This window comes from Microcoleus sp. CAWBG58 (assembly GCF_020883045.1).
Lineage (GTDB): Bacteria > Cyanobacteriota > Cyanobacteriia > Cyanobacteriales > Microcoleaceae > Microcoleus.
On record NZ_JAHRFA010000003.1, the window covers coordinates 142,497 to 167,598 of the forward strand.

18 protein-coding genes and 1 pseudogene are annotated in these 25,102 nt (G+C 44.9%); 15 read left to right on the plus strand and 4 right to left on the minus strand.

Annotated elements, in window-relative coordinates; translation table 11 throughout:
* Positions 1 to 446: 446 nt before the first annotated feature.
* The 4 genes from QZ918_RS01990 to QZ918_RS02005 all read left to right on the plus strand — a co-directional run bounded on the left by QZ918_RS01990 (position 447) and on the right by QZ918_RS02005 (position 5,024).
* Complete coding sequence (locus QZ918_RS01990; protein ID WP_293330420.1) at positions 447 to 1,091, plus strand: SMI1/KNR4 family protein; 645 nt, start codon at positions 447 to 449, stop codon at positions 1,089 to 1,091.
* 302 nt (positions 1,092 to 1,393) lie between these two features.
* A complete protein-coding gene (sbcD, locus tag QZ918_RS01995; RefSeq protein WP_293330422.1) occupies positions 1,394 to 2,635 on the plus strand; it encodes an exonuclease subunit SbcD in 1,242 nt (413 codons plus the stop codon).
* Positions 2,636 to 2,832: 197 nt separating this feature from the next.
* Positions 2,833 to 4,170 carry an AAA family ATPase gene (locus tag QZ918_RS02000; RefSeq protein ID WP_293330424.1) on the plus strand — a complete coding sequence of 446 codons (1,338 nt, stop codon included), beginning with the start codon at positions 2,833 to 2,835 and terminating at the stop codon, positions 4,168 to 4,170.
* A complete protein-coding gene (locus tag QZ918_RS02005; RefSeq protein WP_293330426.1) occupies positions 4,167 to 5,024 on the plus strand; it encodes a DUF4435 domain-containing protein in 858 nt (285 codons plus the stop codon). Before QZ918_RS02000 ends, QZ918_RS02005 begins: the two co-directional genes overlap by 4 nt.
* On the opposite strand, the gene fmt is transcribed toward QZ918_RS02005, so the two are convergent.
* Positions 5,014 to 6,027 (minus strand): methionyl-tRNA formyltransferase, encoded by a 1,014-nt coding sequence (fmt, locus tag QZ918_RS02010; protein ID WP_293330428.1) that lies wholly within the window; start codon positions 6,025 to 6,027, stop codon positions 5,014 to 5,016. The two genes, QZ918_RS02005 and fmt, sit on opposite strands and share 11 nt — an antisense overlap.
* A gap of 37 nt (positions 6,028 to 6,064) precedes the next feature.
* Entirely contained in the window at positions 6,065 to 6,682 is a 618-nt protein-coding gene (locus QZ918_RS02015) for a Uma2 family endonuclease (RefSeq protein ID WP_367275170.1), read from the minus strand.
* A gap of 873 nt (positions 6,683 to 7,555) precedes the next feature.
* Between QZ918_RS02015 and QZ918_RS02020 the strand changes: the two genes are divergently transcribed.
* The 5 genes from QZ918_RS02020 (at position 7,556) to QZ918_RS02040 (ending at position 17,021) form a co-directional block, all read left to right on the plus strand.
* On the plus strand, positions 7,556 to 7,846 hold the full coding sequence (locus tag QZ918_RS02020) for a hypothetical protein (protein WP_293330430.1): 291 nt from the start codon (positions 7,556 to 7,558) through the stop codon (positions 7,844 to 7,846).
* Between the two features lie 74 nt (positions 7,847 to 7,920).
* Entirely contained in the window at positions 7,921 to 9,090 is a 1,170-nt protein-coding gene (locus QZ918_RS02025; RefSeq protein WP_293330466.1) for an ABC transporter substrate-binding protein, read from the plus strand.
* 859 nt (positions 9,091 to 9,949) lie between these two features.
* Positions 9,950 to 12,430, plus strand: a complete 2,481-nt coding sequence (locus QZ918_RS02030; protein WP_293330433.1) for an MASE1 domain-containing protein — start codon at positions 9,950 to 9,952, stop codon at positions 12,428 to 12,430.
* Positions 12,431 to 12,985: 555 nt separating this feature from the next.
* A complete protein-coding gene (locus QZ918_RS02035) occupies positions 12,986 to 16,654 on the plus strand; it encodes a response regulator (protein WP_293330436.1) in 3,669 nt (1,222 codons plus the stop codon).
* Positions 16,647 to 17,021: a response regulator gene (locus tag QZ918_RS02040; RefSeq protein WP_293151805.1), complete on the plus strand. Its 375-nt coding sequence runs from the start codon at positions 16,647 to 16,649 to the stop codon at positions 17,019 to 17,021. Before QZ918_RS02035 ends, QZ918_RS02040 begins: the two co-directional genes overlap by 8 nt.
* A 400-nt stretch (positions 17,022 to 17,421) precedes the next feature.
* Here QZ918_RS02040 and QZ918_RS02045 read toward each other — a convergent pair whose 3' ends face one another.
* Positions 17,422 to 17,649, minus strand: a complete 228-nt coding sequence (locus QZ918_RS02045) for a hypothetical protein (RefSeq protein ID WP_293330439.1) — start codon at positions 17,647 to 17,649, stop codon at positions 17,422 to 17,424.
* 181 nt (positions 17,650 to 17,830) lie between these two features.
* On the opposite strand from QZ918_RS02045, the gene QZ918_RS02050 reads away from it, so the two are divergent.
* The 6 genes from QZ918_RS02050 to QZ918_RS02075 all read left to right on the plus strand — a co-directional run bounded on the left by QZ918_RS02050 (position 17,831) and on the right by QZ918_RS02075 (position 24,666).
* Positions 17,831 to 19,402, plus strand: coding sequence for an RNA-guided endonuclease InsQ/TnpB family protein (locus tag QZ918_RS02050; protein WP_293330442.1), 1,572 nt, complete (start codon positions 17,831 to 17,833; stop codon positions 19,400 to 19,402).
* Between the two features lie 46 nt (positions 19,403 to 19,448).
* Entirely contained in the window at positions 19,449 to 19,823 is a 375-nt protein-coding gene (locus QZ918_RS02055; protein WP_293151691.1) for a response regulator, read from the plus strand.
* Positions 19,820 to 20,878 (plus strand): adenylate/guanylate cyclase domain-containing protein, encoded by a 1,059-nt coding sequence (locus QZ918_RS02060; RefSeq protein WP_293330445.1) that lies wholly within the window; start codon positions 19,820 to 19,822, stop codon positions 20,876 to 20,878. The genes QZ918_RS02055 and QZ918_RS02060 overlap by 4 nt, the downstream gene beginning before the upstream one ends.
* A gap of 339 nt (positions 20,879 to 21,217) precedes the next feature.
* Entirely contained in the window at positions 21,218 to 21,736 is a 519-nt protein-coding gene (locus QZ918_RS02065; protein ID WP_293330448.1) for a Ycf51 family protein, read from the plus strand.
* 210 nt (positions 21,737 to 21,946) lie between these two features.
* Positions 21,947 to 23,293 carry an ATP-binding protein gene (locus QZ918_RS02070; RefSeq protein ID WP_293330451.1) on the plus strand — a complete coding sequence of 449 codons (1,347 nt, stop codon included), beginning with the start codon at positions 21,947 to 21,949 and terminating at the stop codon, positions 23,291 to 23,293.
* Complete coding sequence (locus QZ918_RS02075; RefSeq protein WP_293330454.1) at positions 23,290 to 24,666, plus strand: tetratricopeptide repeat protein; 1,377 nt, start codon at positions 23,290 to 23,292, stop codon at positions 24,664 to 24,666. Before QZ918_RS02070 ends, QZ918_RS02075 begins: the two co-directional genes overlap by 4 nt.
* 319 nt (positions 24,667 to 24,985) lie before the next feature.
* Here QZ918_RS02075 and QZ918_RS02080 read toward each other — a convergent pair.
* A pseudogene (locus QZ918_RS02080) lies at positions 24,986 to 25,102 on the minus strand (IS30 family transposase); the annotation flags it as partial.

Sequence of the window (25,102 nt, forward strand, 5' to 3'; positions counted from 1 at the left end):
CTGCCCGATTGCCCAAATTTATCAAAAAGTTCCAGGTATTATATGATGAAATATGAAAGCAGATCCTCTGTACTTTACAAAAATCTTAAACCTGGTTCGTAGTGAGGACTTTAGTCCTTCTTTAGAATCCAAAGAAGGACTGAAGTCCTCACTACGAACCTAAATTAAGTCCTCACCTTGAAAAGTATAAACTTTCGCTGCCCGATTGCCCAAATTTATCAAAAAGTTCCAGGTATTATATGATGAAATATGAAAACAGATCCTCTGTACTTTACAAAAATCTTAAACCTGGTTCGTAGTGAGGACTTTAGTCCTTCTTCAGAATCCAAAGAAGGACTGAAGTCCTCACTACGAACCTAAATTAAGTCCTCACCTTGAAAAGTATAAATTTTCGCTGCCCGATTGCCCAAATTTATCAAAAAGTTCCAGGTATTATATGATGAAATATGAAAGATTTTTTTCAACCCCGAAATCCTTTGGTTCGTACCTTCGGACAAACCTTAAAACGCTGCTGTCCAGAGGCACTTAACTTGCTAAATTCCGGTGCCATCGAAACAGAAATCGACTTATTTAAAAAACGTTATCAACAATCGCTGCCCGAAACATTTTATGATTTTTATCGCTGGTATAACGGTTCGGCTTACGAGAGTTCAGAAAATCAGTGGCTGTTGCCTTTTGAACACGGCAGGAGTATTTTATCTTTGGCATCAATTACCAATGAGAAAAAATTTTGGGACGCCCACAGTCAAATTAATTTTCAAGAATGGCAGCCCGGAGAATATTGGAACAAAGCATGGATTCCGTTTATGAAAGTAGATAATTTGTGGCTGCGGGTTGTGGATACACAGGGCTGTTTCGGCGGTATTCCCGGACAAATCATCAGTTTCGAGTGCCAAGGCGAACCTTTCAGAAGTATTGAATGCGATTCCTTTGATAAGTGGCTGGAAACTGCGATCGCCAAAATTGAGTTAGAATATTTGTTTGCAGAGTTTCACGAAATCGGCTTTGAGGAAGAAAAGGCAGTATTTGCGATCGAAAAACGCATCAATCCGCACCGGCGCAGCGTCAAATTAGTACCTAGAAACACATAAAATATCTGGCAAAGAGAGGACTGAAGTCCTTACGGCAAACCAGGTTCGTAGTGAGGACTTTAGTCCTTCCTCGGAAGTGAAAGAAGGACTGAAGTCCTCACTACAAACCTAAATGACAACTCACACACTAAAAAATAATGATTAAAACTTTATACCTTTCAGACATAAAATACCTGGTAAATAGAGGACTGAAGTCCTCACTACAAACCAGGTTCGTAGTGAGGACTTTAGTCCTTCCTCGGAAGTGAAAGAAGGACTGAAGTCCTCACTACAAACCTAAATGACAACTCACAAAGAAAACAATGATTAAAATTTTACACCTTTCAGACATTCACATGGGCAGCGGCTTTTCCCACGGCCGCGTCAATCCAGAAACCGGGTTAAATACGCGGCTGGAAGACTTCGCGGCGACGCTAAGTAAATGTATGGATAGAGCAATTTCTGAACCCGTAGATTTAGTCATATTCGGCGGGGATGCTTTCCCGGATTCGACGCCGCCACCGTTTGTTAAGGAGGCTTTTGCGAGCCAATTCAGCCGCTTAGTAGAAGCGCAAATTCCGACGGTTTTGCTAGTAGGAAATCACGACCAACATTCCCAGGGACAAGGCGGCGCGAGTTTGGGAATTTATAGGACTTTGGGAATACCTAAGTTTATTGTAGGCGATCGCCTCGACACGCACCTCATACACACCCGCAGCGGGCCCGTACAGGTGGTTACGCTGCCTTGGTTGACGCGATCGACCTTAATGACGCGATCGGAGACTGAAAGCCTTTCTGTAGGCGACGTTAACCAATTATTAACCGAAAAACTGACGATCGCCATGGAAGGCGAAATCCGGCGCCTCGATCCAAATATCCCCACCGTACTATTAGCGCACTTAATGGCAGATAAAGCAAGCCTGGGTGCAGAGCGTTTTTTAGCAGTCGGCAAAGGCTTTAACATACCCGTTGCCATGCTAACACGCCCTTGTTTCGACTACGTTGCCCTCGGTCACGTCCACAAACACCAAAATCTCAACGCCAACAACAATCCGCCCGTAATTTATCCCGGAAGCATCGAACGAGTTGACTTTAGCGAAGAGAAAGAAGACAAAGGCTTTGTGTTGGTTAATTTGGAAAGGGGGAAAGCTGAGTGGGAATTTTGCACTTTGCCGGTGCGGGTGTTTCAGACGATTAAGGTGAATGTTTCCGAATCGGAAAACCCGCAAACCGAGTTGGTGAAAGCCATTGGGAAGAAGGAAATCCAAGATGCTGTCGTCAGATTGATCTACCAATTGCGATCGGAACAATTAGACTTAATAGACAACGCCGAATTGCACGCACTTCTCGGCGCAGCCCACAGCTACACAATTCAGCCGGAATTAGTCAGTCAGCTAGCAAGGCCGCGGTTGCCAGAATTAAATGCTAACAACAGTATAGAACCTTTAGATGCTTTAAAAACTTATCTGGCAAGTCGCGAAGATTTGAAAGATCTTACTGACAGTATGCTAGAAGCCGCACGGGATTTGTTAGGAGTTGAAGAAGAAGCTTTAGTCGAATTCTAGTAAGTTATCTCAATTCTCAGGATGAGGTACGTTGTTGGGCTTCAGCCCTCTTACATCTTTTTGATAAACGCTATATATCAATTATGGCTGTACCGGAATGATTTAACCGCAGAGAACGCAGAGAACACAGAGGAAGAGAAGAGAGAGAGAGATGAATAATTCCGATATTAACAGATTTGATATAACTAGAGGTAAAAATGAGAATCAATAAGATTTCTGTCACCAAACTTTTTGGAGTATTTAACCATCCAGTTTCGCTCAACATGGAAGATAGAATCACGATTATTCACGGACCGAATGGAGTTGGTAAAACAGCCTTACTCAGGTTGATTAATGGATTTTTTAATTCCCAATATTCTGAATTATTCAGTATTCCTTTTGCCGAATTTATAGTAAATTTTGATGATTGCAGTCACCTGCAAATAACTAAATCAGTCCTTCCATCCAGTGATGATAAAAAACATCAACAATTAACCTTGGATTTTTGGGGTTGTGACGGTGAATTAAAATCAGATAAAATACCAACATCATCCCGAAATTTAACAAGTATTCTTGACGATAAGATTAACGAGTTAACTTTTATGCAAAAAAAGATGAATATAATGATGAAACAACTAGGGGTAGCAATAGGAACAGGAACTATGCCGTTAGAAGATACTCTTAAACGTTCCGATAAATTACAAGATGCAGATTTAGAAATTGTCAAAAAAGAATCCAAGTGGCTGTCAGAATTAAAAAAACAATTCCAGGTTAGTTTGATAGAATCTCAACGTTTGTCATATCTCTCAGCTTTCCCTCAAGGATGGGTAGGTTGGGAACCCCCATCAATGATTTTGTCTGTTGATACTTATTCTAAAGAACTGGCAAAAAATATTCAAACAAAACTAGCTGAATACGCTACATTGTCTCAATCTCTTGACAGAACTTTTCCGGCAAGAGTTGTTAATGACAAAGCACCCTCAGATTTCACAGAAGAAACATTGCGAAATAAATTCAATGAAATTGAAGAACAACGTTCTCGTCTAATAAAAGCTGGTCTTTTAGACAAAGATGAAACTCCTGATTTTCAAGTACAGCCAAATATTGATGAAACAACTAAAAATATTTTATACTTTTATGTAAAAGATGTAGAGACAAAGAATACAATTTTTAACGAACTCGTAACTAAAATAGAACTATTTCAAATAATTATTAAACAGAGATTTCTTTATAAAAATCTCAGGATAGACAAAGACGAGGGTTTTATATTTACAACTCCCGATGGTAAGCCTTTGTCACCTAACGACTTATCTTCGGGGGAACAGCACGAATTAGTGATACTTTATGAGTTGTTATTCAAAGTTAAACCTAACTCGCTCGTTCTGATTGACGAACCAGAAATTTCGCTGCACGTAGCGTGGCAAATCGAGTTTCTCAAAGATTTGCAAGCAATCATCAAACTGGCAAACTTTGACGTGTTGTTAGCTACTCACTCTCCAAGTATTATAGACGATAGATGGGATTTGACAGTGGGGTTAAAAGGACCAGTTGAATGAGAGAATACATTACCCCTAACTTCATTGCTAACCAAATCCGCCTGCTGCGAGATCGAGCTCAATATACTGAACATTCTTTTCTAATCGCTGAGGGAGACACAGATTCGCGGGTATGGAAGAATTTGGTAGACTCGACAAAGTGTCGTGTAGAAAATGCCCATAACAAAAACAATGCTGTTGCTGTGCTAAATATACTTGAACAAGGTAACTTTCCTGGTGTTTTAGCTGTGGTTGATGCGGATTTTGATATACTAGAAGGAAGTGTTCCACTCAGTCCAAATTTGCTGTTCACAGATACTCACGATTTGGAAACTATGCTGCTGAAGTCGCCAGCACTTGAAAAGGTGCTTTCGGAACACGGTTCAGCAAAAAAAATTGAGAGTTTTGCTCAAGATATCCGTCAGACTTTATTAGAGAGTGCCAAAGCTATCGGTTATTTGCGATGGGCTTCGCTGAAGTTTAACTATTGTTTAAAATTTGAAGGTTTAGACTTTGATAAATTTATAGATAAGGAAACATTGGCATTAAAATCGGAGTTGATTCAAACTGTGAAAAATAAATCTCAAAAGCAAGGACTTGACGAACAAGAAATTAGAGCAAAGATGGATAGCTTAAAAACAGATGCTCAAGATATATGGTATATTTGTTGCGGTCACGATATGATTGCTATTTTGCAGATCGCACTTTGTAAAGCCCTAGGCACGTGCAACTCCAAGCAAGTTGAGCCAGATGTACTAGAAAAAGACCTCAGACTTGCTTACGAGTCTTCTCATTTCCGTCTGACACAACTCTACACCGCCATTCAACACTGGGAAAAAATAAATCAACCTTTCCAGGTTATATCTAATCCGTAGCTTCAACTTTCCCAAAAACCTCACCCGCAGCCAACCGAGTACCATTGGCAAAATCCACGCCAGACTGAACTTTTTTACCAGCCAACTGCACCTCCCGCAATAATAGCAAACCATCGCCAGTTTGGACGATCGCCCCACAGCCCTTTACAACCTTCACAACCTCCCCACTTCCGCCCGACAACTGTGACAAAACAGGCCATTCCCGTTCCAAAACCCTCAACTCCGGCGGTAATTGCAGCCAATATTCCGGGCCCACCGGCACAGTTGCGATTACCTTCAGGGAATTACCGCGAAAAGTCGTAGTGCAATCCGGGAAAAAACCCCTAACTTGATTGTGAAGGGCGATCGCACTTTTCGACCAATCCAGCACAAAATCAGCCGCCTTAATCATCGGTGCATAAGTCGCCTCATCCTCATGCTGAACAACCGGTTTAATTTCCCCATCCCTCAATTTTATCAAAGTTTCCACCAATAAATCCGCTCCAAGTTCCGCCAACCTGTCGCCCAAAGAATCAGCATTATCCAACAGCGTAATTCCCGCAAAAGCCTTCAAAAGCATCGCCCCAGTATCCATGCCAGCATCCATCAGCATAGTAGTAATTCCAGTAGCCTTTTCCCCATCAAAAAGACACCGCTGAATTGGCGCCGCCCCGCGATACTTCGGCAAAATTGAACCGTGAACATTAACGCAAGCCAAACTAGGAATATCCAGAATTTCTTGAGAAATAATTTGGCCGTAAGCCACCACCACAAACACATCAGCCTCCGCTTCCCGCAACTTAGCAACCGTTTCCGCATCCTTCTTAATTCGGCGCGGCTGCCAAACCGGAAGACTGTGATTTAAAGCCACATCTTTTACAGGTGAAGGCATCAATTTATTCCCCCTTCCCCGGCGCTTATCCGGCTGAGTCACCACACCCACAACCTCAAATTCTGGATGACTCAGCAAACTGGATAAAGTAGGAACAGCAAATTCAGGAGTGCCAAAAAAAACAATTTTCATCGATTTTTAGTTAGTTTTTATAATAATAACCACAAAACTACGCCATTAACTCATCTACCGCCACGCTAAAACCGGGCAACACAAGCTGAGTCTTCGCCACCTCACCAGGCTTAAATAAAACTGTCTCACCTTGAGTAATTACTAACACCCAACTACTCTTCGGAAATAGCAGCCAAACTTCCAAACAACCAGACTCTAAATACTCCTGGGCTTTTGCAAAAACATCATCAGCAAAATCGTTAGGCGAAACAATCTCAGCTAGCAGCGGAAAACTCTGCGGCAAAACTGAAAACTCTCCAACTTGCGCCAACAGTTCAGGAGTAATATAAGATACATCAGGTATTCGCCCTTTTTTCAAAGTTTGACAAGTTACTTCCACATAAACCTCGCCCCCTTGAGCGCTTGAGATCATGTAACTTCTCCAGTAATAATCGAGCTTTGATTGAATGCGGCGAGTCTTTGCAGTCATTCCCGGTTTCCCTACTACTTCTCCATTGACAAATTCTACAGGATGTTTGACTATAACTTTACCATCTGCCCACTCCGTCCCATCAGGAGGATTTTGCATCCATTCTTCCAAAGTTAAATCTAACTGTTCTACACTAAAAGTTGTCATCTGACTCACCAATTTTACTGGCCATGTCAATTTTATCATATAGCGCTTCTCAGAAAGACGAGGTACGTTGTTGGGCTTTAGCCCTCTTAGTTGAACTGGTTATGTAAGGTATCAGTCATACCTCATCTTTTTGAGAAAGGCTATATCTGCCAAAACATGAAAAAATCCTTGAATATGCGGCAGCTAGCCAGTCGCAGCTTGTTGGCAGATATCGCACAACCACAGTTGACAGTTGACAGTTGACAGTTGACAGTTAACCTCTACCTAGAACGAAGAGGATTGGAGTAATGAATAGTCCGATCTTAATTTATCCCTCGAAGGCGGGCGGGCTTTCAACCAATTCTTTCTGGTAATATATTCATCACGAACAAGTCCGCCAATGGCTATTAACCGAATTCCCGGATTCGCGCGCGTCGAAAAGCCTGACTTAGCAAAATATCGATCGCACCTGACAGCAATTCCTTGCGATCGGATCTGCCCGCAAGATACACTATAGCCTTTCTCAAAAAGATGAGGTACTCATGGGCATAGGGCATAGGGCATAGGGCATAGGGCATAGGGCATAGGGCATAGGGCATAGGGCATAGGGCATAGGGCATAGGGCATAGGGCATAGGGCATACATCACTTTTTTGACAACCACTATAGGAGGCGGATCTTTCACAATTTTGTTTCAAAATACCTCCAAAGGAGAGACAAATCAACTCCCCCAGACTTCTTCGATTTAACCAGTTTCACCCACCTCTCACGCCCGAAGATTGAGTCTGAAGCCTCCCCCTAAACTGGGGAAATCAAACAAAATGATTCATGGCTTCAATCCTCTTCTATCGACGGAAAAAGATAAGGTACGTTGTTGGGCTTCAGCCCTATACGTTTAAGTGGTTATATTAGCTGTTAGTTATACCTCATCTTTTTGATAAAAGCTATAGCTGTCAACTATCAACTATCAACTATCAACTATCAACCGTCAACTATCAACTATCAACTATCAACTATCAACCGTCAACTATCAACTATCAACTATCAACTGTCAACTATCAACTGTCAACTGTCAACTGTCAACTGTCAACTGATGAACGCGTCCATCTGCGCTTGCCCAAAAAAATTCTTCCCTCTAAGTACAACTAAAAAATTATTTTATCAAAACTTCTCAAAGCACTTAAAATGCAAGTCAAACGAGTTGCCTGCATTTTACTTGCCTTAAATCTACTACTGTTAAACGGTTGTCAAAATATTCCCAAAAATAGCGATTAAATTAAGTTAACGCTTTGGCATGGAATCAATCCCCCACCCAATCGCGATGCATTTAAAACTCTCACCGACAAATTCAACCAAACACATCCCCACATCCAAGTCGAACAAATTTACATCGGCCAGCCCGACCAACAACTGCCAAAAATTCTCACCTCAATAGTAGGAAATGCACCGCCAGACTTGTTGTGGAATGCTGCCACAATGGCAGGCAAACTAGCAGAACTCCAAGCAATTCAACCGCTAGAAAAATGGCTCGACAAATCCCCCATCAAAGGCGAAATCGACCCCTCACTGTTCGAGTCAATGGAACTCGGCGGACACACTTGGTCAATTCCCCTCGCCACCAACAATACAGGAATATTTTACCGTCCCAGCTTGTTTGCAGCAGCAGGAATTAAACAAGTGCCGCAGAATTGGCAAGAATTAAAGCAAACAGCCCGATCGCTCACAAGAGACACCAACGGAGACGGAGGCACAGATCGACACGGCATAGTGATCCCCCTAGGCAAAGGAGAATGGACAGTATTCACCTGGCTGCCATTCATGTTCAGCGCAGGCGGCGAACTCCTGAGAGAAACATCTCAAACTCCCGTACCCCAAATAGACAATCCGGGTTCTCTCGCCGCCTTGGAATTGTGGAAAGACTTGCTAACAGAAGGTTCAGGAATATTATCAGCACCGGAACGCGGTTACGAACTAGAGAACTTTATCGCCGGTAAAGTCGCAATGCAAATCACCGGGCCGTGGACTCTAGCACAATTGCAGCAAAGTGCGATCGACTACGCAGTGATGCCTATACCTGCCCTCAAGCGCTCCGCCACTGTTGTTGGGGGTGAAAACCTATTTTTAATGAAAACCTCCCCAAACCGCGAAAAAGCAGCCCTTGAATTCCTAGAATACGTTCTTGGCGAAGAATTCCAAACTGCCTGGGCCTTGGGTACAGGTTACTTACCAATTAACTTAAAATCGAGAGAGAGCCGAACTTATCAAAGTTTTGTGAAAAAAAATCCTGTTTTGGGAGTATTTTTAGAACAAATGAACTCAGCCCGATCGCGCCCAATTATCTCTGGTTACTCTCGCCTGTCAGAAAATCTTGGCCGTGCCATAGAAGCAACTCTTCTGGGCCGCAACCCCCAAGAGGCTCTTAAAGAAGCTCAAGACCGTTTGAAATTAACCTTAGATATTGCAAAGTGAGATTGGTTATTGGTTATTGGTTATTGGTTATTGGGCATTGGGCATTGGTCATTGGTCATTGGTCATTAGTCATTGGTCATTGGTCATTAGTCATTGGTCATTAGTAATCGGTAATTAACTGTCAACTGTCAACTGTCAACCGTTAACCGTTAACTGTCAACTGTCAACTGTCAACTGTCAACTGTCAACTGTCAAGCGAATTATCATTAGTCATTAGTCATTGGTCATTAATAAGACAAATGACGATTAATAATTAATGAAATTAGACGATCGCTCTCTGGCAACAATCCCTGAAAAAGAGAAAATGTTTTTTGATGTAAATTATCCGCTTTCACTGTATGCAATGACAGCCTTGAAGGCTCGATCAACTAGATTAATTGGTTGAAAATTTTATGAAAATCATTCCAACCTGCACTTACAATCAGAAACCGAGTTGCTTGCCCCGCACTTACCTGAAAGGTCAGATGTTGCGCGGGAGTTATCGGTTCGTTAGATATTATTGATGGCGGTGCAAGATGTTAGAGTTAATAGAGTTGCGATCGCCCGACACGAACAGACACCCGCAGTCGCTCGGTATAAATATTTAGCAAAAACCAAAAATTAACAAACCGAATGCTTAGCCATCACAGATATATTGGCAAACAAGGGATGCTCCCGAAATTGATGCCCAGATCCTATCCGCCGCACAGCCCAAAAAACCGCAACCTCAAAGGCGCCACAAAAGTTATCTCAACAAGTTCTTCGCTTAGCTACCACCCATGACCTACGATCGCCTAACAGACAGATTTTTCCTACCCCGTGCCTGTCCCGTGCTACCTACTGATACCAAAACCAGCATCCACCTTTTCCCTAAACGACAATGCAGAAAAAGTTCTTTAACGCAATCAAAGGACATTCCTGGCGGTACTTCTTGGCAGTAGGCGCGATCGCCCTGATCTACTATTTGGCATCGCAATTCGCCATTGCCACCCTCACCCTGAGTTCAGAAATTTACCCCATGTGGCCAGCAGCAGGAATTGCTCAAGTCGCTCTGCTGCTGTTTGGGCGGCAACTGTGGCCGGGAATTGCGATCGGCGCCTTCCTGTTCATCATGAGCGCACCGGCGGCCAGCATCGGCACTGCTTTGATCTCAGCGGGCGCCAGAGCCCTGCAAGCGTGGACGGGAACTTATCTGCTACAGCGCATTAACTTTAGCGCCGGACTCGATCGACTCAAAGACGTTTTAGGAATAGTCGGACTAGCAGCCTTAGCATCTACCCTAATCAACTCCACCATCGGCAGTATCATCGTGTGCGTGAGCGGTTTCTCTAGCTGGAACAATTTTGGGACGATTTGGGGGACTTGGTGGGTAGGAGACGCGATGGGAATTTTGCTCGTCGCCCCGCTGCTGCTGACATGGCACAAATTACCGAAAATCCCAACCCATCGCAAACAGATAGTTGAACGAATTATTTGGCTGCTGCTGCTGCTAGCAATCGGCTGGCTCGTCTTCTGTTCCCGCACCCGCGCGGCCTACGCTCGCTATCCCCTAGAATACTTACCATTTCCCCTAGTAGTTTGGGCTGCCTTTCGATTCGGCCAGCGCTACACAGCCCTCGCCAACTTCATCCTCTGCGGCTTTGCCATCTGGGGCATCGCCAGGGGCAGTGGCCCCTTTCTCAAACACGCCAGCAGCATCCCCCAAGCACTGTTATCCCTGCAAGCCTTCATCGCCGTCATCGCCGTTACCGGCCTAGTCTTAGCCGCCACCGTCGCCGAACGCCACCAAGCAGAAGTCTCCCTGCGCGCCAGCGAAGCCAGCCTCGCCAACGCCCAGCGCATCGCCCAGCTAGGTAACTGGGACTTAGATCGCAACACGGAGCAATTGCGTTGGTCAGAAGAAATTTATCGCATCCTGGGAGAACGCCCGGGAACTTTCGATCCCAGCCTCGAAGCCTTCTTGAAATACGTGCATCCCGAAGATAGAGAATTGGTCAAAAGGTCGATCGAAGCTGCTATATTTCAGCAACAGCCTTACAGCATCGACTACAGGCTGCTACTACCCGACGGGAGGAGCCGCACAGTCTGCGAACAAGCCGCCATCAACTCCCTCTACATCACCAGCACCGTCCAAGACATCACAGATAGAAAGCGGGCCGAAGCCGCCCTGCATTCTTCAGAAGAAAGATTTTCCAAGGCTTTTCACGCTTCTCCTGTTGGGATCGGCATCTGCACCCTCACAGACGCCCGCTTCCTCGATGCCAACGACAGCTTTTTGCGATCCTTAGGCTGGTTGCGGGAGGAATGTATCGGCCGCACCCCCACCGATTTAGGAATGTGGGTCAATTCAGAAGACGAGCGACGGCTAGCCAACGTGTTGCGGGAAGAAAATTCGATCGGCAACCAAGAAATCAAAATTCGCACCAAAGCCGGCGAAGTGCGCGACTGGCTGCTGTCAGGGGAACTCATCGACCTCGGCAGCACTCAGTGCGTTTTAATCATGACCAGCGACATCACCGAACGGTTGCGTTCCGAAGAATTCCGTCGCGCCGCATTAGCAGCCGAAACTGCCAATCGATCTAAAACCATCTTTCTCGCCAACATGAGTCACGAACTCAGAACCCCCCTCAATGCGATCATCGGCTACAGCGAACTCCTGCAAGAAGATGCCCGAGACCTCGATGCCGAAGAGTTCATCGACGACCTCCAAAAAATTAACACTGCCGGCCAGCACTTGCTAGGGCTGATTAAAGATATTCTCGACTTCACTAAAATTGAAGCAGGTCACATCGACTTGCACATCGAAACCTTCACCATTTTAAATCTGGTGCAGCAAGTTGTCGGCACGATCGCGCCGATGGCAAACAAAAATAGCAATATCTTAGAAATACAATGCCCTGAGGATATTGGCTCGATGCAGAGCGACTTAACTAAACTCCGCCAGTCCTTGCTCAACCTCCTCAGCAATGCCTCGAAGTTTACTTTCTCCGGCGCGATTAGTCTCACCGTTACCCGCTGCCCCGAAACCCCCGCCGAGGCTGCCCAGAGACGCAAAAAACAAGGAGCCTATAGAGGACTTAACCCCTTAGAAAATAGCTCGTATTCCTGGTCTGCCTCTCAAGATTGGATTGTTTTTACAGTCAAAGATACTGGTATTGGCATGAGTTCCGAACAGTTAGTCAAAATCTTCGAGCCTTTCACCCAAGCCGATTCCTCAACTACTAAGAAGTTCGGCGGCACTGGTTTGGGGCTGACGATTACTAAGAAGTTCTGCGAAATGATGGGCGGAGATATTACCGCTTCCAGCGAGTTGGAAAAAGGTTCTACTTTTACAATTCGGCTGCCAGCTATCATCAACTAAATTTTATTTTTCCCGGAAAAGTATGATCGATAAGAAATTTTGTGAGTTGTTGTTGGCTGCTGCCAATTTTATTAATGACACGCTCTCGCTCCCAAAACCCGGTTGCTTCACCTGAGTCGAGCAGTCAGTCGATTTGAGACTTGAAATTTGAGATTTACTGTACAGATGAATCTGGGAGCAGGAACAGGAGTATAAAATTTTGATCTCTCCACGACAGGAGTACCTCGGACTTTATCAGTTTTTGGTGGCTCAAAAAACCTAGTTCTGGCAGAAACCGAGGTTGTCAGCGTCAGTTCACTGTGATAATATGATACAATTTTTAAGTAGGTGGCAGACATTTAGAGCATGGGTTTGTTGACGATGTAATTTTTTTAGACTAAATATAACTTAGGGCGATTTAAAAGATTTTGGATAACGCAGATGACAGCTATGGTTCTCGATAGAACCTGTGATAGAGTTAGATTGCGTATTCTTCCAGTCACTAGATAGCTGCACATATATACTATTAATTAAAAATATATACTGTAAAAAGTTGCCTACAAAGCGCCAGAAATTATGCATCCCTACCTCCAGCGCCAACTCGAACAGCTCGGTTTAGCCGGCGAGTCTCCCCCTCCCACTGCCGAGCAGTGGCAGCTATTCTTAGAGCAGGTAAGTTGTAGCTACGACGGCGCTCCCAGTCAGGAGCAACCCTCGGTACTAAAGGATTTTGCCTCTTCGTCACCATCCCCTCAAGACTCTCCAACCGCTTCAGAATTCGATCGACTGCGATCGACCGTCAACAGTTTGGGGGTGGGATTGTGTATCCTTGACGGCAAGGGGTCGATCATCTCGGTGAATCCAGCAGCCGAACGCTTGTTGGGGTGGCGAGAGTCGGAACTTGCAGGTATTTCGCTGCTAAAGCGCATTGACCCCCAGCAAAAGCAAGGCAAAAAATCCCCAGTTTTGCAGGATCGGAAACAAAAAAAACACAAAAATGAAGATGGGGCGATCGCACATACACTATCTTTACAAGAGGCGATCGCCAACCGTCAACCTTGTAGCAATTGGGACGAGGAGTTTCTATGTAGCGACGGGAAAATTTTACCAGTTTCCTATTTTTTCAATCCTGTAATTGAGGGTGGCGAAATATCAGTCTTGGTATTTTTTGAGCAGGGAGAACACCAGCAGATCTCGATGCTGCAAGCCGTTCTAGACTCAACAGATGCGGGAATTATCGCGGTTGACACCAAAGGCAATGTATGCAATTACAATCAGAAATTTGTCGAGATGTGGGGTTTGTCTCAAGTAGCAGGAAAGTTGAGCCGATCGCCCGCAGGCAATAGTGAAAAAAACATCGCCACAGAATTCCCCTTCGCTAGGGAACAATTAAAAGACCCCCAAAGATTTCTCGATCGCGCGATGCAAGTGTCGGCCCAACCAGATGCGAAAATTAGCGACTTATTAGAATTTAAAGACGGAAGAATTATCGAATTAAATTCACTGCCATCAAAAGTTGGAGCAAACACAGTTGGCAGAATATGGAGCTTTCGAGACGTTACCGATCGCCAAAAAATAGCAGAATCTTTCGGCGAGCGAGTAGAATTTGAGGCGTTGATTGCTACTTTGTCAACCTATGCGATCGCTGTGCCCGGAGCGGACATAGATGAAGGGTTCGATCGCACTCTCCAAGCAATCGCCCAGTTCAGCCGCTGCGACCGCAGTTACATATACTTGTTATCGGCAGACAAAACTCGCGCTCACAAAACCTACGAATGGTGCGCCGAGGGTGTTCCGACCCAAATTAAAGACCGCGCCCCCCAACAAATAGACATCGCCCAAATCCCTTGGATTGCAGAAAAGCTCGATCGCGCCGAATGCCTGCACATCAGAGAAATCCGCGAACTCCCGCCCCCAAATCAAGCCGAAATAGCTTGGTTGACAGGCCAAAATTCAGCAACATTCCTGACAAACTCCTCATCGGAAACAGCAACCGCTTCCGCAGGTACGATCGCACATTCGGACGAAACCAAATTAAACAAACCTCAAAAAAATCTGCGATCGCTAATCGTGATTCCCCTAATTTGCAGTGAAAACCTACTAGGATTTCTCGGATGCGACAGTTACAAACCTGCTGCGAGTCGATCGACCGAAATATCAACTCCTCTAAAAATCGTAGGAGAAATGCTCGCCCATGCCCTAGAAAGGCAGCGGGCCCAAACAGCTTTGAGAGCAGCCGAAACCAAATACCGCAGCATCTTTGAAAACGCAGTCGAAGGCATCTTCCAGACCACCCCAGACGGACGTTACCTCACCGCCAACCCAGCACTAGCGGGGATTTACGGCTACGAAACAGTAACCCAAATGGTCGGCGAACTAGCAAACATCAGCAGCCAACTTTACGTTGACTCCAACCGGCGCGCTGAGTTTATAGCCCAATTGGCCGCGCGCCACCAAGTATCAAAATTTGAATCCCAAATATACCGCCGGGACGGTAGCACGATCTGGATTTCCGAAAACGCCCGCAGCGTCTGCGACGAAAGCGGCAGCATTTTGTACTTTGAAGGCACTGTCACCGACATCACCCATCGCAAACTTGCAGAATCCGCCATGCAGTCGGCCCTAGAAGCAGCAGAATCCGCCAACAGGGCAAAAAGTACATTTCTCGCCAACATGAGCCACGAACTGCGGACGCCCCTGAATGCCATCATCGGCTACAGCGAAATGCTCCAAGAAGAAGCCGAAGACTCCGGCGATGAAACCTTCGTCCCAGATCTCGAAAAAATTCGCGGCGCAGGCAAACACCTGTTATCGATGATCGATGACATCCTAGATATCTCTAAAATTGAAGCAGGTCGAATGGATCTCTACTTAGAAAACTTCGACATTCATGCCTTGATTGAAAGTGCTGTGGAGACAGCGAAGCCGCTAGTGGAAAAAAACGGCAACACGGTAGAAGTCTACTGTCCAGAAAATCTAGATACGATGCACGCCGATATGACCAAAGTCCGGCAAGTGCTGCTGAACCTACTCAGCAACGCTGCGAAGTTCACCAAAAACGGGAAAATTGCGATCGGAGTTGAAAGAATTACCAATGAACAATTAAGAATGAAAAATCAAGAGGAATCTGCCCAAATTTTAATTTCTAACTCAGAATTTTTAAGTTTTCGCGTCACCGACACCGGCATCGGCATGACAAAAGATCAATTGCAGCGAGTTTTCCAACCTTTTACCCAAGCTGACGCCTCAACTACCAAGCAGTATGGCGGCACCGGTTTGGGACTAGCTATCAGCCAGCGCTTCTGCCAGATGATGGGCGGCAGCATTGAGGCAAGCAGCACGTTGGGCACAGGGACTACTTTCACCGTACTCTTGCCCAGCGCCATCAAAGAACCGGAAATCCCCAACAAAGTCGGCGACAGCACTAGGACTGCGGACGCACCTGCTGTCGGCACGGTGCTGGTAGTTGACGATGACCCCATCTCCCAGGATTTGATCGAGCGCGCCCTCGCTCGCCAAGGACTGCACATAGAAGTCGCAGGTAACGGCGAGGAAGCCCTCAGGCTGGCGAAGCAACTGCGGCCAGACGCCATTACCCTCGACGTGATCATGCCCGGAATGGACGGCTGGGCGGTGCTTTCCGCCCTGAAGGCAGATCCTGACCTTGCCGAAATTCCCGTAATCCTGCTATCCTTTGTTGGCAACAAAAGCCTCGGCTTTGCATTGGGCGCTTCGGACTACCTCACCAAACCAGTGGACGGCAAACGGCTGGTTGCTTTGTTGAACAAGTACCGACGCGACCAAGAAGGCGTTGCGGCTCACAGTTTGCCCTGTCAGATATTAGTTGTGGAAGATGACGATGCCACCCGCAAAATACTGCGGCGGATATTAGAAAAACAAGGCTGGGCTGTGGCGGAAGCTGACAGCGGACGCACTGCTCTCGAACAGCTAGAAGTCGATCGCCCGCAATTGATTTTGCTGGATTTGATGCTGCCAGAAATGGATGGTTTTGAGTTAATCGCCGAACTTCGCAAGTCGCATTCTGAAGATCCTATACCGATCGTCGTAATTACCGCCAAAGACCTGACGACCGCAGAAAGTCAGCAACTCAACGGCTATGTCGATCGGGTTCTGCAAAAGGGAGTCTACAGTTGCGATACTTTGCTGCGCGATGTTCGTTCTATAGTGAATGACAGGCTCGATCGCAGGTATGACTCGAAAGGCAAGGAGAACACCAATGGCTAAAATCCTGTTGGTCGAAGATAACGAAATGAACAGGGATATGCTGTCGAGGCGTCTGGCCCGCAAGGGACACGAGGTCTTTATTGCTGTGGACGGTGCTGAGGGAGTGTCGATGGCCCTCGACAAAGTGCCGGATTTAATTCTGATGGATATGAGTCTACCAGTGCTCGACGGCTGGCAAGCAACCCAGCAAATTAAGGCAGCTCCTCAAACTAAAACGATCCCGGTGATTGCGCTAACGGCTCACGCAATGGCGGGCGATCGTGAAAAGTGTATCGCAGCAGGCTGCGACGACTACGACACCAAACCGGTCGAATTTCCCCGACTGTTGGGTAAGATTGAATTGCTTCTAAAAGAGGCTATGACTTGAGAGTCCCTGCCGTAAAATCGATCGGGATTCTTCAGACATTAAAGCCTTGGTAGACTTTGAGTCATAAAGGCTGTGCTTTCGCAGCCTCGCTTAGAGTCAAGTAAAACCATTTTGCTTACCAAAAAGAATAGGTTTAAAGCCGGAACCCTTGTAGGGAAAAATTAAAATTAGACGATTTATTACTCCAATAGTCTTCCTTTAAGGTAGAGGTCACTCTGAAGCAGTCAACTGTCAACCAGTAATATCACATCCGGTCGATTACCATCACAAAAACCGTTCGTAGTGTGGACTTTAGTCCGCAGTATGTTGCGGACTAAAGTCCACACTACAAACCTTAGTTATTGCGATCGATCGGACACGATATAAGAGTACCCGCATGGGGTACCGCCCCTACCAACTGTCAACTGTCAACTGTCAACCCAATTTTGCGTCCGATATTCGCCGCGCCTTGTGCGTTAGCATTAATCAAATGTCCCTCTTTATTCTGATACCATTCATGCTGAAGTCGCCTACCAGAAAACTGATAAGTAGCTGGCTTATTGGCATTGCAGACAGGCAACTCATCGCCATCCCAAAAACTGGATTTAGATGTACAAGATTCTTCCTGCTCCTTTTTGCAGAAGTTCACCAAGCAACAGAAAAAATCCGAGTGTTTTCTGGGCAAGGAGATTAACCCACAGTGTTTAAGTTTCTAACAATCATTGACATATACTACCAAGTGCAATAGCTTTGAGGTATGGCATACATACCACTTAGAAAAGCAGTCGAATTTCTAAGTTTGCACCCAAACACTTTAAGGAAATACGCAGATGAAGGGCAGATCAAATCAATCAAAAATGGAGCGGGACAACGCCTTGACGACGTTGAATCCTACCAATCCGATAGATCTGTCTGTTCAGTCATCTGTTACTGCAAAGGAAGTAGCGCCAAGCAAAAATATGACCTCCAAAGACAAGTCGAATTCATGCGACAGCGATATCCAGACTCAGAAATCATCCAAAACTTCGGCTCTGGACTTAACTTCAAAAGAAAAGGACTGTAAGCGATACTGGTCAGATTTATGCGCACAGATCAGCTCACGATTGTTGTTACCACTCGAGACAGACTCTGCCAATTGGGATTTGAATTTTTCGAGTTTATGGCAAAACAAAACTGTGGAGAAATCGTGGTTCTCTCAAATCCTGTTCATGCGAGCGAATCCGAACTCACAGCCGATCTTCTTGCCATCCTTCACGTCTTGTCTTGCCGAATGCACGGTCTTAGAAGCTATAGCCAGAAAATCAAAGAAGATCCGACTATTCCTAAAGCCCGAACAAAAAGCAACACTTAAACAATGGTTTGGCGTAAGTCGTTTTGTCTACAACAAAACTATTAAATACTTGCAGGAGCCTGGCACTAAGGCCAATTGGATATCAATCAAAACGGATATTCTCAATGGATTGCCTGACTGGGCAAAACCAGTACCGTTTCAAATCAAATCGATTGCCATCAAAGATGCTTGCGCGGCTGTCAAAAAAGCCAAAGCAGATTTCAACAAAACTGGTAAATTTTGTAGTTGCCGATTTCGCAGTCGAAAAGATACAAAGCAATCTCTTTATATTCCGAAGTCGGCAATTGGGTTGAAAGGAATTTACCATGCAAAATTGGGTCAGGCAAAGCTGAAAGAGGCATTACCCAAAGACTTCAGTGATGGACGATTAACGCTTGCCTATGGTGAGTATTACATTGTCGTATCCGAAGAAGTGCAGCCACGCCAGACCGATAACCAAGGTCGCGTGGTTGCCTTAGACCCCGGCGTTAGAACGTTCATGACCTTCTTTTCTGAGTCTTCTTATGGATGGCTTGGAAACGATTCTAATCTTTTGATTCAAAAGTTGTGTTTCCGGTTAGATCAGTTGATCTCAAGAATGAGTAAAACGAATAGTCGGCAACGCAAAAGATTCAGGAAAGCAGCGGACAGATTAAAATCTAAGATTCAACATCTGGTCAAGGAGTTGCATCACAAGACGGCTAAATTTTTAGTTGATAATTTTGACGCGATCTTACTTCCATCGTTTGAGTCTTCTCAGATGGTAAGCAAGTCACGTCGCAAGATTCGTTCTAAAACTGTTCGTCAAATGCTGACTCTGAGTCATTATCAGTTCAAAAAACATCTAGAGTGGAAAGCTTGGGAGCAGGGCAAAGTTGCTTTAACTTCTATTAATGAAGCTTACACTTCAAAGACTGTTTCATGGACTGGAGAGGTCAGAAAGATTGGTGGTAGTAGAACAATCAAAGATTCTGATGGAAATCAGATGAACCGGGATCTAAATGGTGCTCGTGGGATTTTCCTTCGGGCATTGGTTGATACGCCTTGGTTGAAAAGCTTTTTAGCTGTTTAACTTATGTGTTTGTTAGCAAACGTTAGCAAAAAAGTATCGGCAAGCAATGGCTAAAATCCTGTTGGTAGAAGATAACGAAATGAACAGGGATATGCTTTCGAGGCGCCTCGCCCGCAAAGGGTATGAGGTATCGATTGCTGTTGATGGCGCTGAGGGGGTATCGATGGCGAAGACAAAAGTACCGGATTTGATTTTGATGGATATGAGCCTGCCGGTGCTCGACGGATGGCGAGCAACGCAGCAAATTAAAGCGGATCCCGAAACTAAAATGATTCCGGTGATTGCGCTGACGGCTAACGCTATGGCGGGCGATCGTGAAAAGTGTTTGGCGGCGGGCTGCGACGATTACGACACCAAACCTGTGGAATTTCCGCGACTTTTGAGTAAAATCGAAATGCTTCTGAAAGAGGCCATGCAATGAAAACTGACGACGGCAGCGTCCTGGTTGTTGACGATAATGAGGTAAACCGCGATTTGCTGGCCCGCCGACTTCAGCGTCAAGGCCACGCGGTGACTGTTGCTGAAGATGGTCTCCAAGCTATGGCACTGATGCGTAGTGAGCCTTTTGATTTGGTACTCCTGGACATTATGATGCCACAAATGAACGGCTATCAAGTTCTGGAACATCTGAAAGCAGACGAGCAGTTGCGCCACATCCCAGTGATTATGATTTCGGCGGTGGACGATATCGACAGTATTGTCCGCTGTATTGAATTGGGGGCGGAGGATTATCTTTCTAAACCTTTCAATCCCGTATTGCTCAAGGCTCGGATTAGTGCCTGTCTGGAAAAGAAGCGGCTGCGGGATAAGGAACAAACTTATCTGCGGGAGTTGGCCGAGGAAAAGGAAAAGTCCGAGCGTTTGCTACTGAATATTTTGCCAGGCCCGATCGCGCAGCGCCTCAAAGAAGGAGAAAATACGATCGCCGACAGTTTCGCGGAAGTTACTGTCATGTTTGCCGATTTGGTTGGTTTTACCAAGCTTTCGGCTCATTTGTCGCCAGCGGAGTTGGTGGAATTGCTCAACGAGATTTTTTCAGCTTTTGACGAGTTAGCCGAGCGCTACGGACTTGAGAAAATTAAGACGATCGGCGATGCTTATATGGTGGTTGGCGGTTTGCCAAAAGTAAGCGACAACCACGCCGAAAGCATTGCAGAAATGGCGATCGACATCCTAGGAGCAATGGCGACAATCCGCACCAAGGGAGGACAGCCGCTCAGCATCCGCATCGGCATCCACACAGGCCCCGTAGAAGCCGGAGTCATCGGCACTAAAAAATTTACTTACGATTTGTGGGGAGACACAGTAAATACAGCTTCGCGGATGGAATCTCAAGGCATTCCCGGCGGCATTCAGGTGACAGTTGCCACCTACGAGCGCCTGCGGAATAAATATGTTTTTGAGGAGCGCGGCGTGATTTCTGTGAAAGGAAAAGGCGATATGATGACTTATCTGCTTGTGGGCAGAAAGAGTTAATTAGTCATTAGTCATTAGTCATTAGTTATTAGTCATTAGTCATTAGTCATTAGTCATTAGTCATTAGTCATTAGTCATTAGTCATTAGTCATTAGTCATTAGTCATTAGTGCTGTCTCCGCTCCAAAACAGCAATCATTAATCATTAGTTAGGAGTTATATCAAATATTGTTAAAACTGAATGATAATGTAGTGCGATTATGATCCTGGGTTCCGTATTTATCGGGAGCGTAAATATAGTATAATTTCGTAGTTACAGTCTTAGATACGCTCGATGACCAATGCCCAATGCCCAATGCCCAATGCCCAATGCCCAATTACCAAATTACCAAATTGACAAATGAACGTAAATTCTAACCTTTTAATGTACGCTCAATGGGCGGGAATTCTAACAGCAGCCTTGTTTGTTTTAACGATCGCAGCATTTATTTTCAAATGGAGTTTTCGCTTCCGACTGGTAGGAGTGAGCAGCTTTATGGCCGTCATTGCTCTGAGTATATTCGGTCTCGGTTTAGGACTGTTTTCGCGCACAGAAATTCCCGGTGCAGTGCGTTATTCTTTAGTTTACGATACTGGTGGCGCCCAAACAGTAGTTACCGTGCCACCTTCAATTACCGACTCCGAGTTAGAAGCCACAATGCGACAAGTGGCTGCGGATTTGTACTCTCCAGGGCGATCGGGAAGTGGAAGAGATTACCTGACAATCCGGGTTCGGACGGTGGTACATCCCGAGCCTGGATTGTCTCAGCCGCTGTTTTTGGGCGAAGTGAGACGATCGCTCGCGACTCGATTTGATGACAAAATGGCGATCGACATCTACCCCGAAAAAGTCGCCATTCTGAAGAAATATCAAGCCTAAACATCAATTATTCGGCGGTTGAATCGGCGGTTGAAACCGCTTCTACAAAAACAAAGTCCGCCTCCGCGGACTAAGAGCGGTTCAGAAACCGGGTTTTTACGAAAAGACTTTGATTGTAGTCGGTAAATTCGGTAAAAACCCGGTTTCTTTGCTCGAAGTGGGTGAATTTAGATCGCATTACTCGATCGTTATCAAAAACAGGATATAACTATGAGTCAAGAATCCGAAAAACTACTAACTAAACTCTACAATGCCTTTGACCCCTTTTATCCTTTACCCGCCGGAGATCCGCAGTATGTTGACTGTCAGGAAGCGCGAGGAGATGGGAATATCATAGAAGATTTGGGCATAAAAATTCAGCGGCGATCGGAACGGATGACTTGTCAGTTGTATACTGGGCATCGCGGTGCTGGAAAGTCAACAGAATTGCTGCGACTTCAACAATATTTACAAACAAAAGGTTGTTTTGTAGTCTATTTCGCCGCCGAAGAAGAAGATATCGATCCAGAAGATACTGAATATACTGATATTCTCCTCGCTTGTACCAAACATTTATTAAAAAAACTTAGCTCAAACTCTAAATCTCAAGCTTTATTAAATTGGGTAAAAAGTCGAGGAGATGAATTAAAAGATTTGGCACAAATGGAGGTAAACCTTGACTCTATCAGTCTAGAATCTCAAATCACTTTGTTTGCCAAACTCACGGCAAATATTAAAGCTGTACCAAGTTTGCGCCAAGAAATTCGCCGTAAAATCAACCCCCACACAACAACTTTAATTCAAGCGCTAAATGAATATATTGCTGGAGCCAAAGAAAACCTGCCTCAAGGCTATACTCAACTAGCAGTTATTGTGGATAATTTAGACAGAATTGTGCTATTGAATGGATCTGGAGAAAGCAACAATCATGATGATATTTTTATCAATCGCTGCGGACAGCTTAAAGGATTAGATTGTCATGTTATCTATACTTTACCAATTTCCATGATGTATTCCGATAGTGCCAATGAGTTAGCCTCCAATTACGATAATACTGAAATTTTGCCGATGATTATGGTGCGAACTCGTGATGGCAATATCCACGAACCAGGATTGAATAAAATGAAAGAGTTGATTTGTAAACGAGTCAGCCCTTTTTCTCCCAACTTGTCTCTGGAAACTGGACTGTTTGAAAACCTAGAAATACTCAATCAAATTTGCTTGATGAGTGGCGGTCATGTCCGAAATATGTTACAGTTAATGGAAGAAGCAATTCAGCGTACTGAAGAATTGCCTATTTCTCCAAAAGCCGTGCAAAGAGCTATTACAAAAGCACGAGATCCTTTTCGCAGAAATGTCAACGATAAAGAATGGAAAATTTTAGCTGAGGTTTCACGCTCAAAAGAAATCAAAAATGAGGATGAATGCCGCAAGTTATTGTTTAACCGCTGTATTTTGGAATACCGTTACTTTGATGAAGCAGGAGAAATCCAGTATTGGCATGACGTTCACCCGCTGATTAAAGGAATTAAGCAATTTCAAGATAGTCTTGCACAACTTCCAGAAATTGAGCCATGACTTCAGAAATAATTGATTGGGATGCCGATTTACCGCCAGCAACAGCAGAGGAAGAATATGAATCTCTCCTACGCACTCTCAAACGGACGAATGGTTTCCGATTGTTGTTTGTGGAGTGTGTGCCGGCGGAGGGGGAACGATTGATAGCGCAAGTTAAAGCAGATTTCCCTCAGAAAAAGATTGAGATTTTAAAACTGGATGAGTCAGCTTATAACTTTTACAATATAATTGACAATTTGCCAAAACGAGATGAAATTAATATCTTGTTTGTGACAGGCTTAGAATATTCACTTTATAAATACGAACAAGACAAGAAAGAACTTGGATGGGAAAGCAAAGATATTTATTCTTATAGTTGGCGGGGTGTGCCGCCTGTTTTGATTAATCTCAACCAGCAGCGGGAAAGATTTAGAGATAATTTTAATATTTGTTTTGTATTTATTTTACCTAGTTTTGCAGTTGATTATTTGATCCAGCGCGCGCCGGATTTCTTTGATTGGCGATCGAGCTTATTTAAGTTTTCGATGGATAAAGAGTTGCTTCAACTGGAATCAATGCAAGCTTGTACAGAAAGATGGAATTTAGGAGATTATATAGCTTTGACTCCCGAAGCACGGAAACGCGAATTGGTGAGGCTTCAAACTTTAATTGATGAGGATGGGCAAACACCAGAACAGAAAGCTGAGTTGTTTTACGAACAAGCTTTATTGTATCGCTTTGCTGAAGATTACGCAAGGGCGATCGCCTCCTACGACAAAGCCTTAGAATTCAAACCTGATTTACACGAAGCCTGGTACAATCGGGGCAATGCACTGGGTAATTTAGGCAGGCTGGAAGAAGCGATCGCTTCCTACGATAAAGCCTTAGAAATTAAACCAGATAAACACGAAGCCTGGTACAATCTAGGCATTGCACTGCGTAAATTAGGCAGGCTAGAAGAAGCGATCGCCTCCTACGACAAAGCCTTAGAATTCAAACCAGATCAACACAAAGCTTGGTACAATCGGGGCATTGCACTGCGTAATTTAGGCAGGCTAGAAGAAGCGATCGCCTCCTACGACAAAGCCTTAGAATTCAAACCAGATAAAGACGAAGCCTGGTACAATCGGGGCTATGCACTGGGTAATTTAGGCAGGCTGGAAGAAGCGATCGCCTCCTACGACAAAGCCTTAGAATTCAAACCAGATTTACACGCTGCATTTTATAATAAAGCTTGCTGCTATGCGTTACACAGTCAGATTGACCAAGCGATTCAGAATTTGCAGCAAGCGATCGCCCTGAATCCTGACAAATACCGCGAAATGGCAAAAACTGACTCGGATTTTGACAGCATTCGATTTGATACTCGGTTTCAAGCCTTGATTGAAGGATAGGGATTTGTCGTTGGGTGGGGGCGGGTTTTTGAGATTGTTAGTTATTGGCAGAAATGGTTGGCGAACCCGCCCCTACAGCATCACAAATACACACCCTATCTTAGTCTCGCGTTGCGCGCACTTCGTTTATACAGACGCGGTTTCAACCGCCTGGTTATCTTAAACACCGCTTGAATAAATAGTATAATTAAACCTAGATACTTCTCGGAGACAACAACTATGCAAGTCACAACCGCAGAAATAATTTATCCATCCAGCGACGGTCAACCAATGGCGGAAAGCACAATTCAATACGAATTAATTGTTAAAATCCGCCAATTCAAATCTGAAGTGCAACAGTGTCTGATGTATGTCCATAGAATACTTCAAAAGGGGTTCGATAGTCAAGCGATTTCCTCGGTCGATTGTTAATCAAATCCACTGCCTTTTCTAACTC

What these genes read in the sequence shown, in the direction of transcription:
- QZ918_RS01990 (WP_293330420.1), top strand. Translation starts at nt 447, where the DNA reads ATGAAAGATTTTTTTCAACCCCGAAATCCTTTGGTTCGTACCTTCGGA.
- sbcD (WP_293330422.1), top strand. Translation starts at nt 1,394, where the DNA reads ATGATTAAAATTTTACACCTTTCAGACATTCACATGGGCAGCGGCTTT.
- QZ918_RS02000 (WP_293330424.1), top strand. Translation starts at nt 2,833, where the DNA reads ATGAGAATCAATAAGATTTCTGTCACCAAACTTTTTGGAGTATTTAAC.
- QZ918_RS02005 (WP_293330426.1), top strand. Translation starts at nt 4,167, where the DNA reads ATGAGAGAATACATTACCCCTAACTTCATTGCTAACCAAATCCGCCTG.
- fmt (WP_293330428.1), bottom strand. Translation starts at nt 6,027, where the DNA reads ATGAAAATTGTTTTTTTTGGCACTCCTGAATTTGCTGTTCCTACTTTA.
- QZ918_RS02015 (WP_367275170.1), bottom strand. Translation starts at nt 6,682, where the DNA reads ATGATAAAATTGACATGGCCAGTAAAATTGGTGAGTCAGATGACAACT.
- QZ918_RS02030 (WP_293330433.1), top strand. Translation starts at nt 9,950, where the DNA reads ATGCAGAAAAAGTTCTTTAACGCAATCAAAGGACATTCCTGGCGGTAC.
- QZ918_RS02035 (WP_293330436.1), top strand. Translation starts at nt 12,986, where the DNA reads ATGCATCCCTACCTCCAGCGCCAACTCGAACAGCTCGGTTTAGCCGGC.
- QZ918_RS02040 (WP_293151805.1), top strand. Translation starts at nt 16,647, where the DNA reads ATGGCTAAAATCCTGTTGGTCGAAGATAACGAAATGAACAGGGATATG.
- QZ918_RS02050 (WP_293330442.1), top strand. Translation starts at nt 17,831, where the DNA reads ATGAAGGGCAGATCAAATCAATCAAAAATGGAGCGGGACAACGCCTTG.
- QZ918_RS02055 (WP_293151691.1), top strand. Translation starts at nt 19,449, where the DNA reads ATGGCTAAAATCCTGTTGGTAGAAGATAACGAAATGAACAGGGATATG.
- QZ918_RS02060 (WP_293330445.1), top strand. Translation starts at nt 19,820, where the DNA reads ATGAAAACTGACGACGGCAGCGTCCTGGTTGTTGACGATAATGAGGTA.
- QZ918_RS02065 (WP_293330448.1), top strand. Translation starts at nt 21,218, where the DNA reads ATGAACGTAAATTCTAACCTTTTAATGTACGCTCAATGGGCGGGAATT.
- QZ918_RS02070 (WP_293330451.1), top strand. Translation starts at nt 21,947, where the DNA reads ATGAGTCAAGAATCCGAAAAACTACTAACTAAACTCTACAATGCCTTT.
- QZ918_RS02075 (WP_293330454.1), top strand. Translation starts at nt 23,290, where the DNA reads ATGACTTCAGAAATAATTGATTGGGATGCCGATTTACCGCCAGCAACA.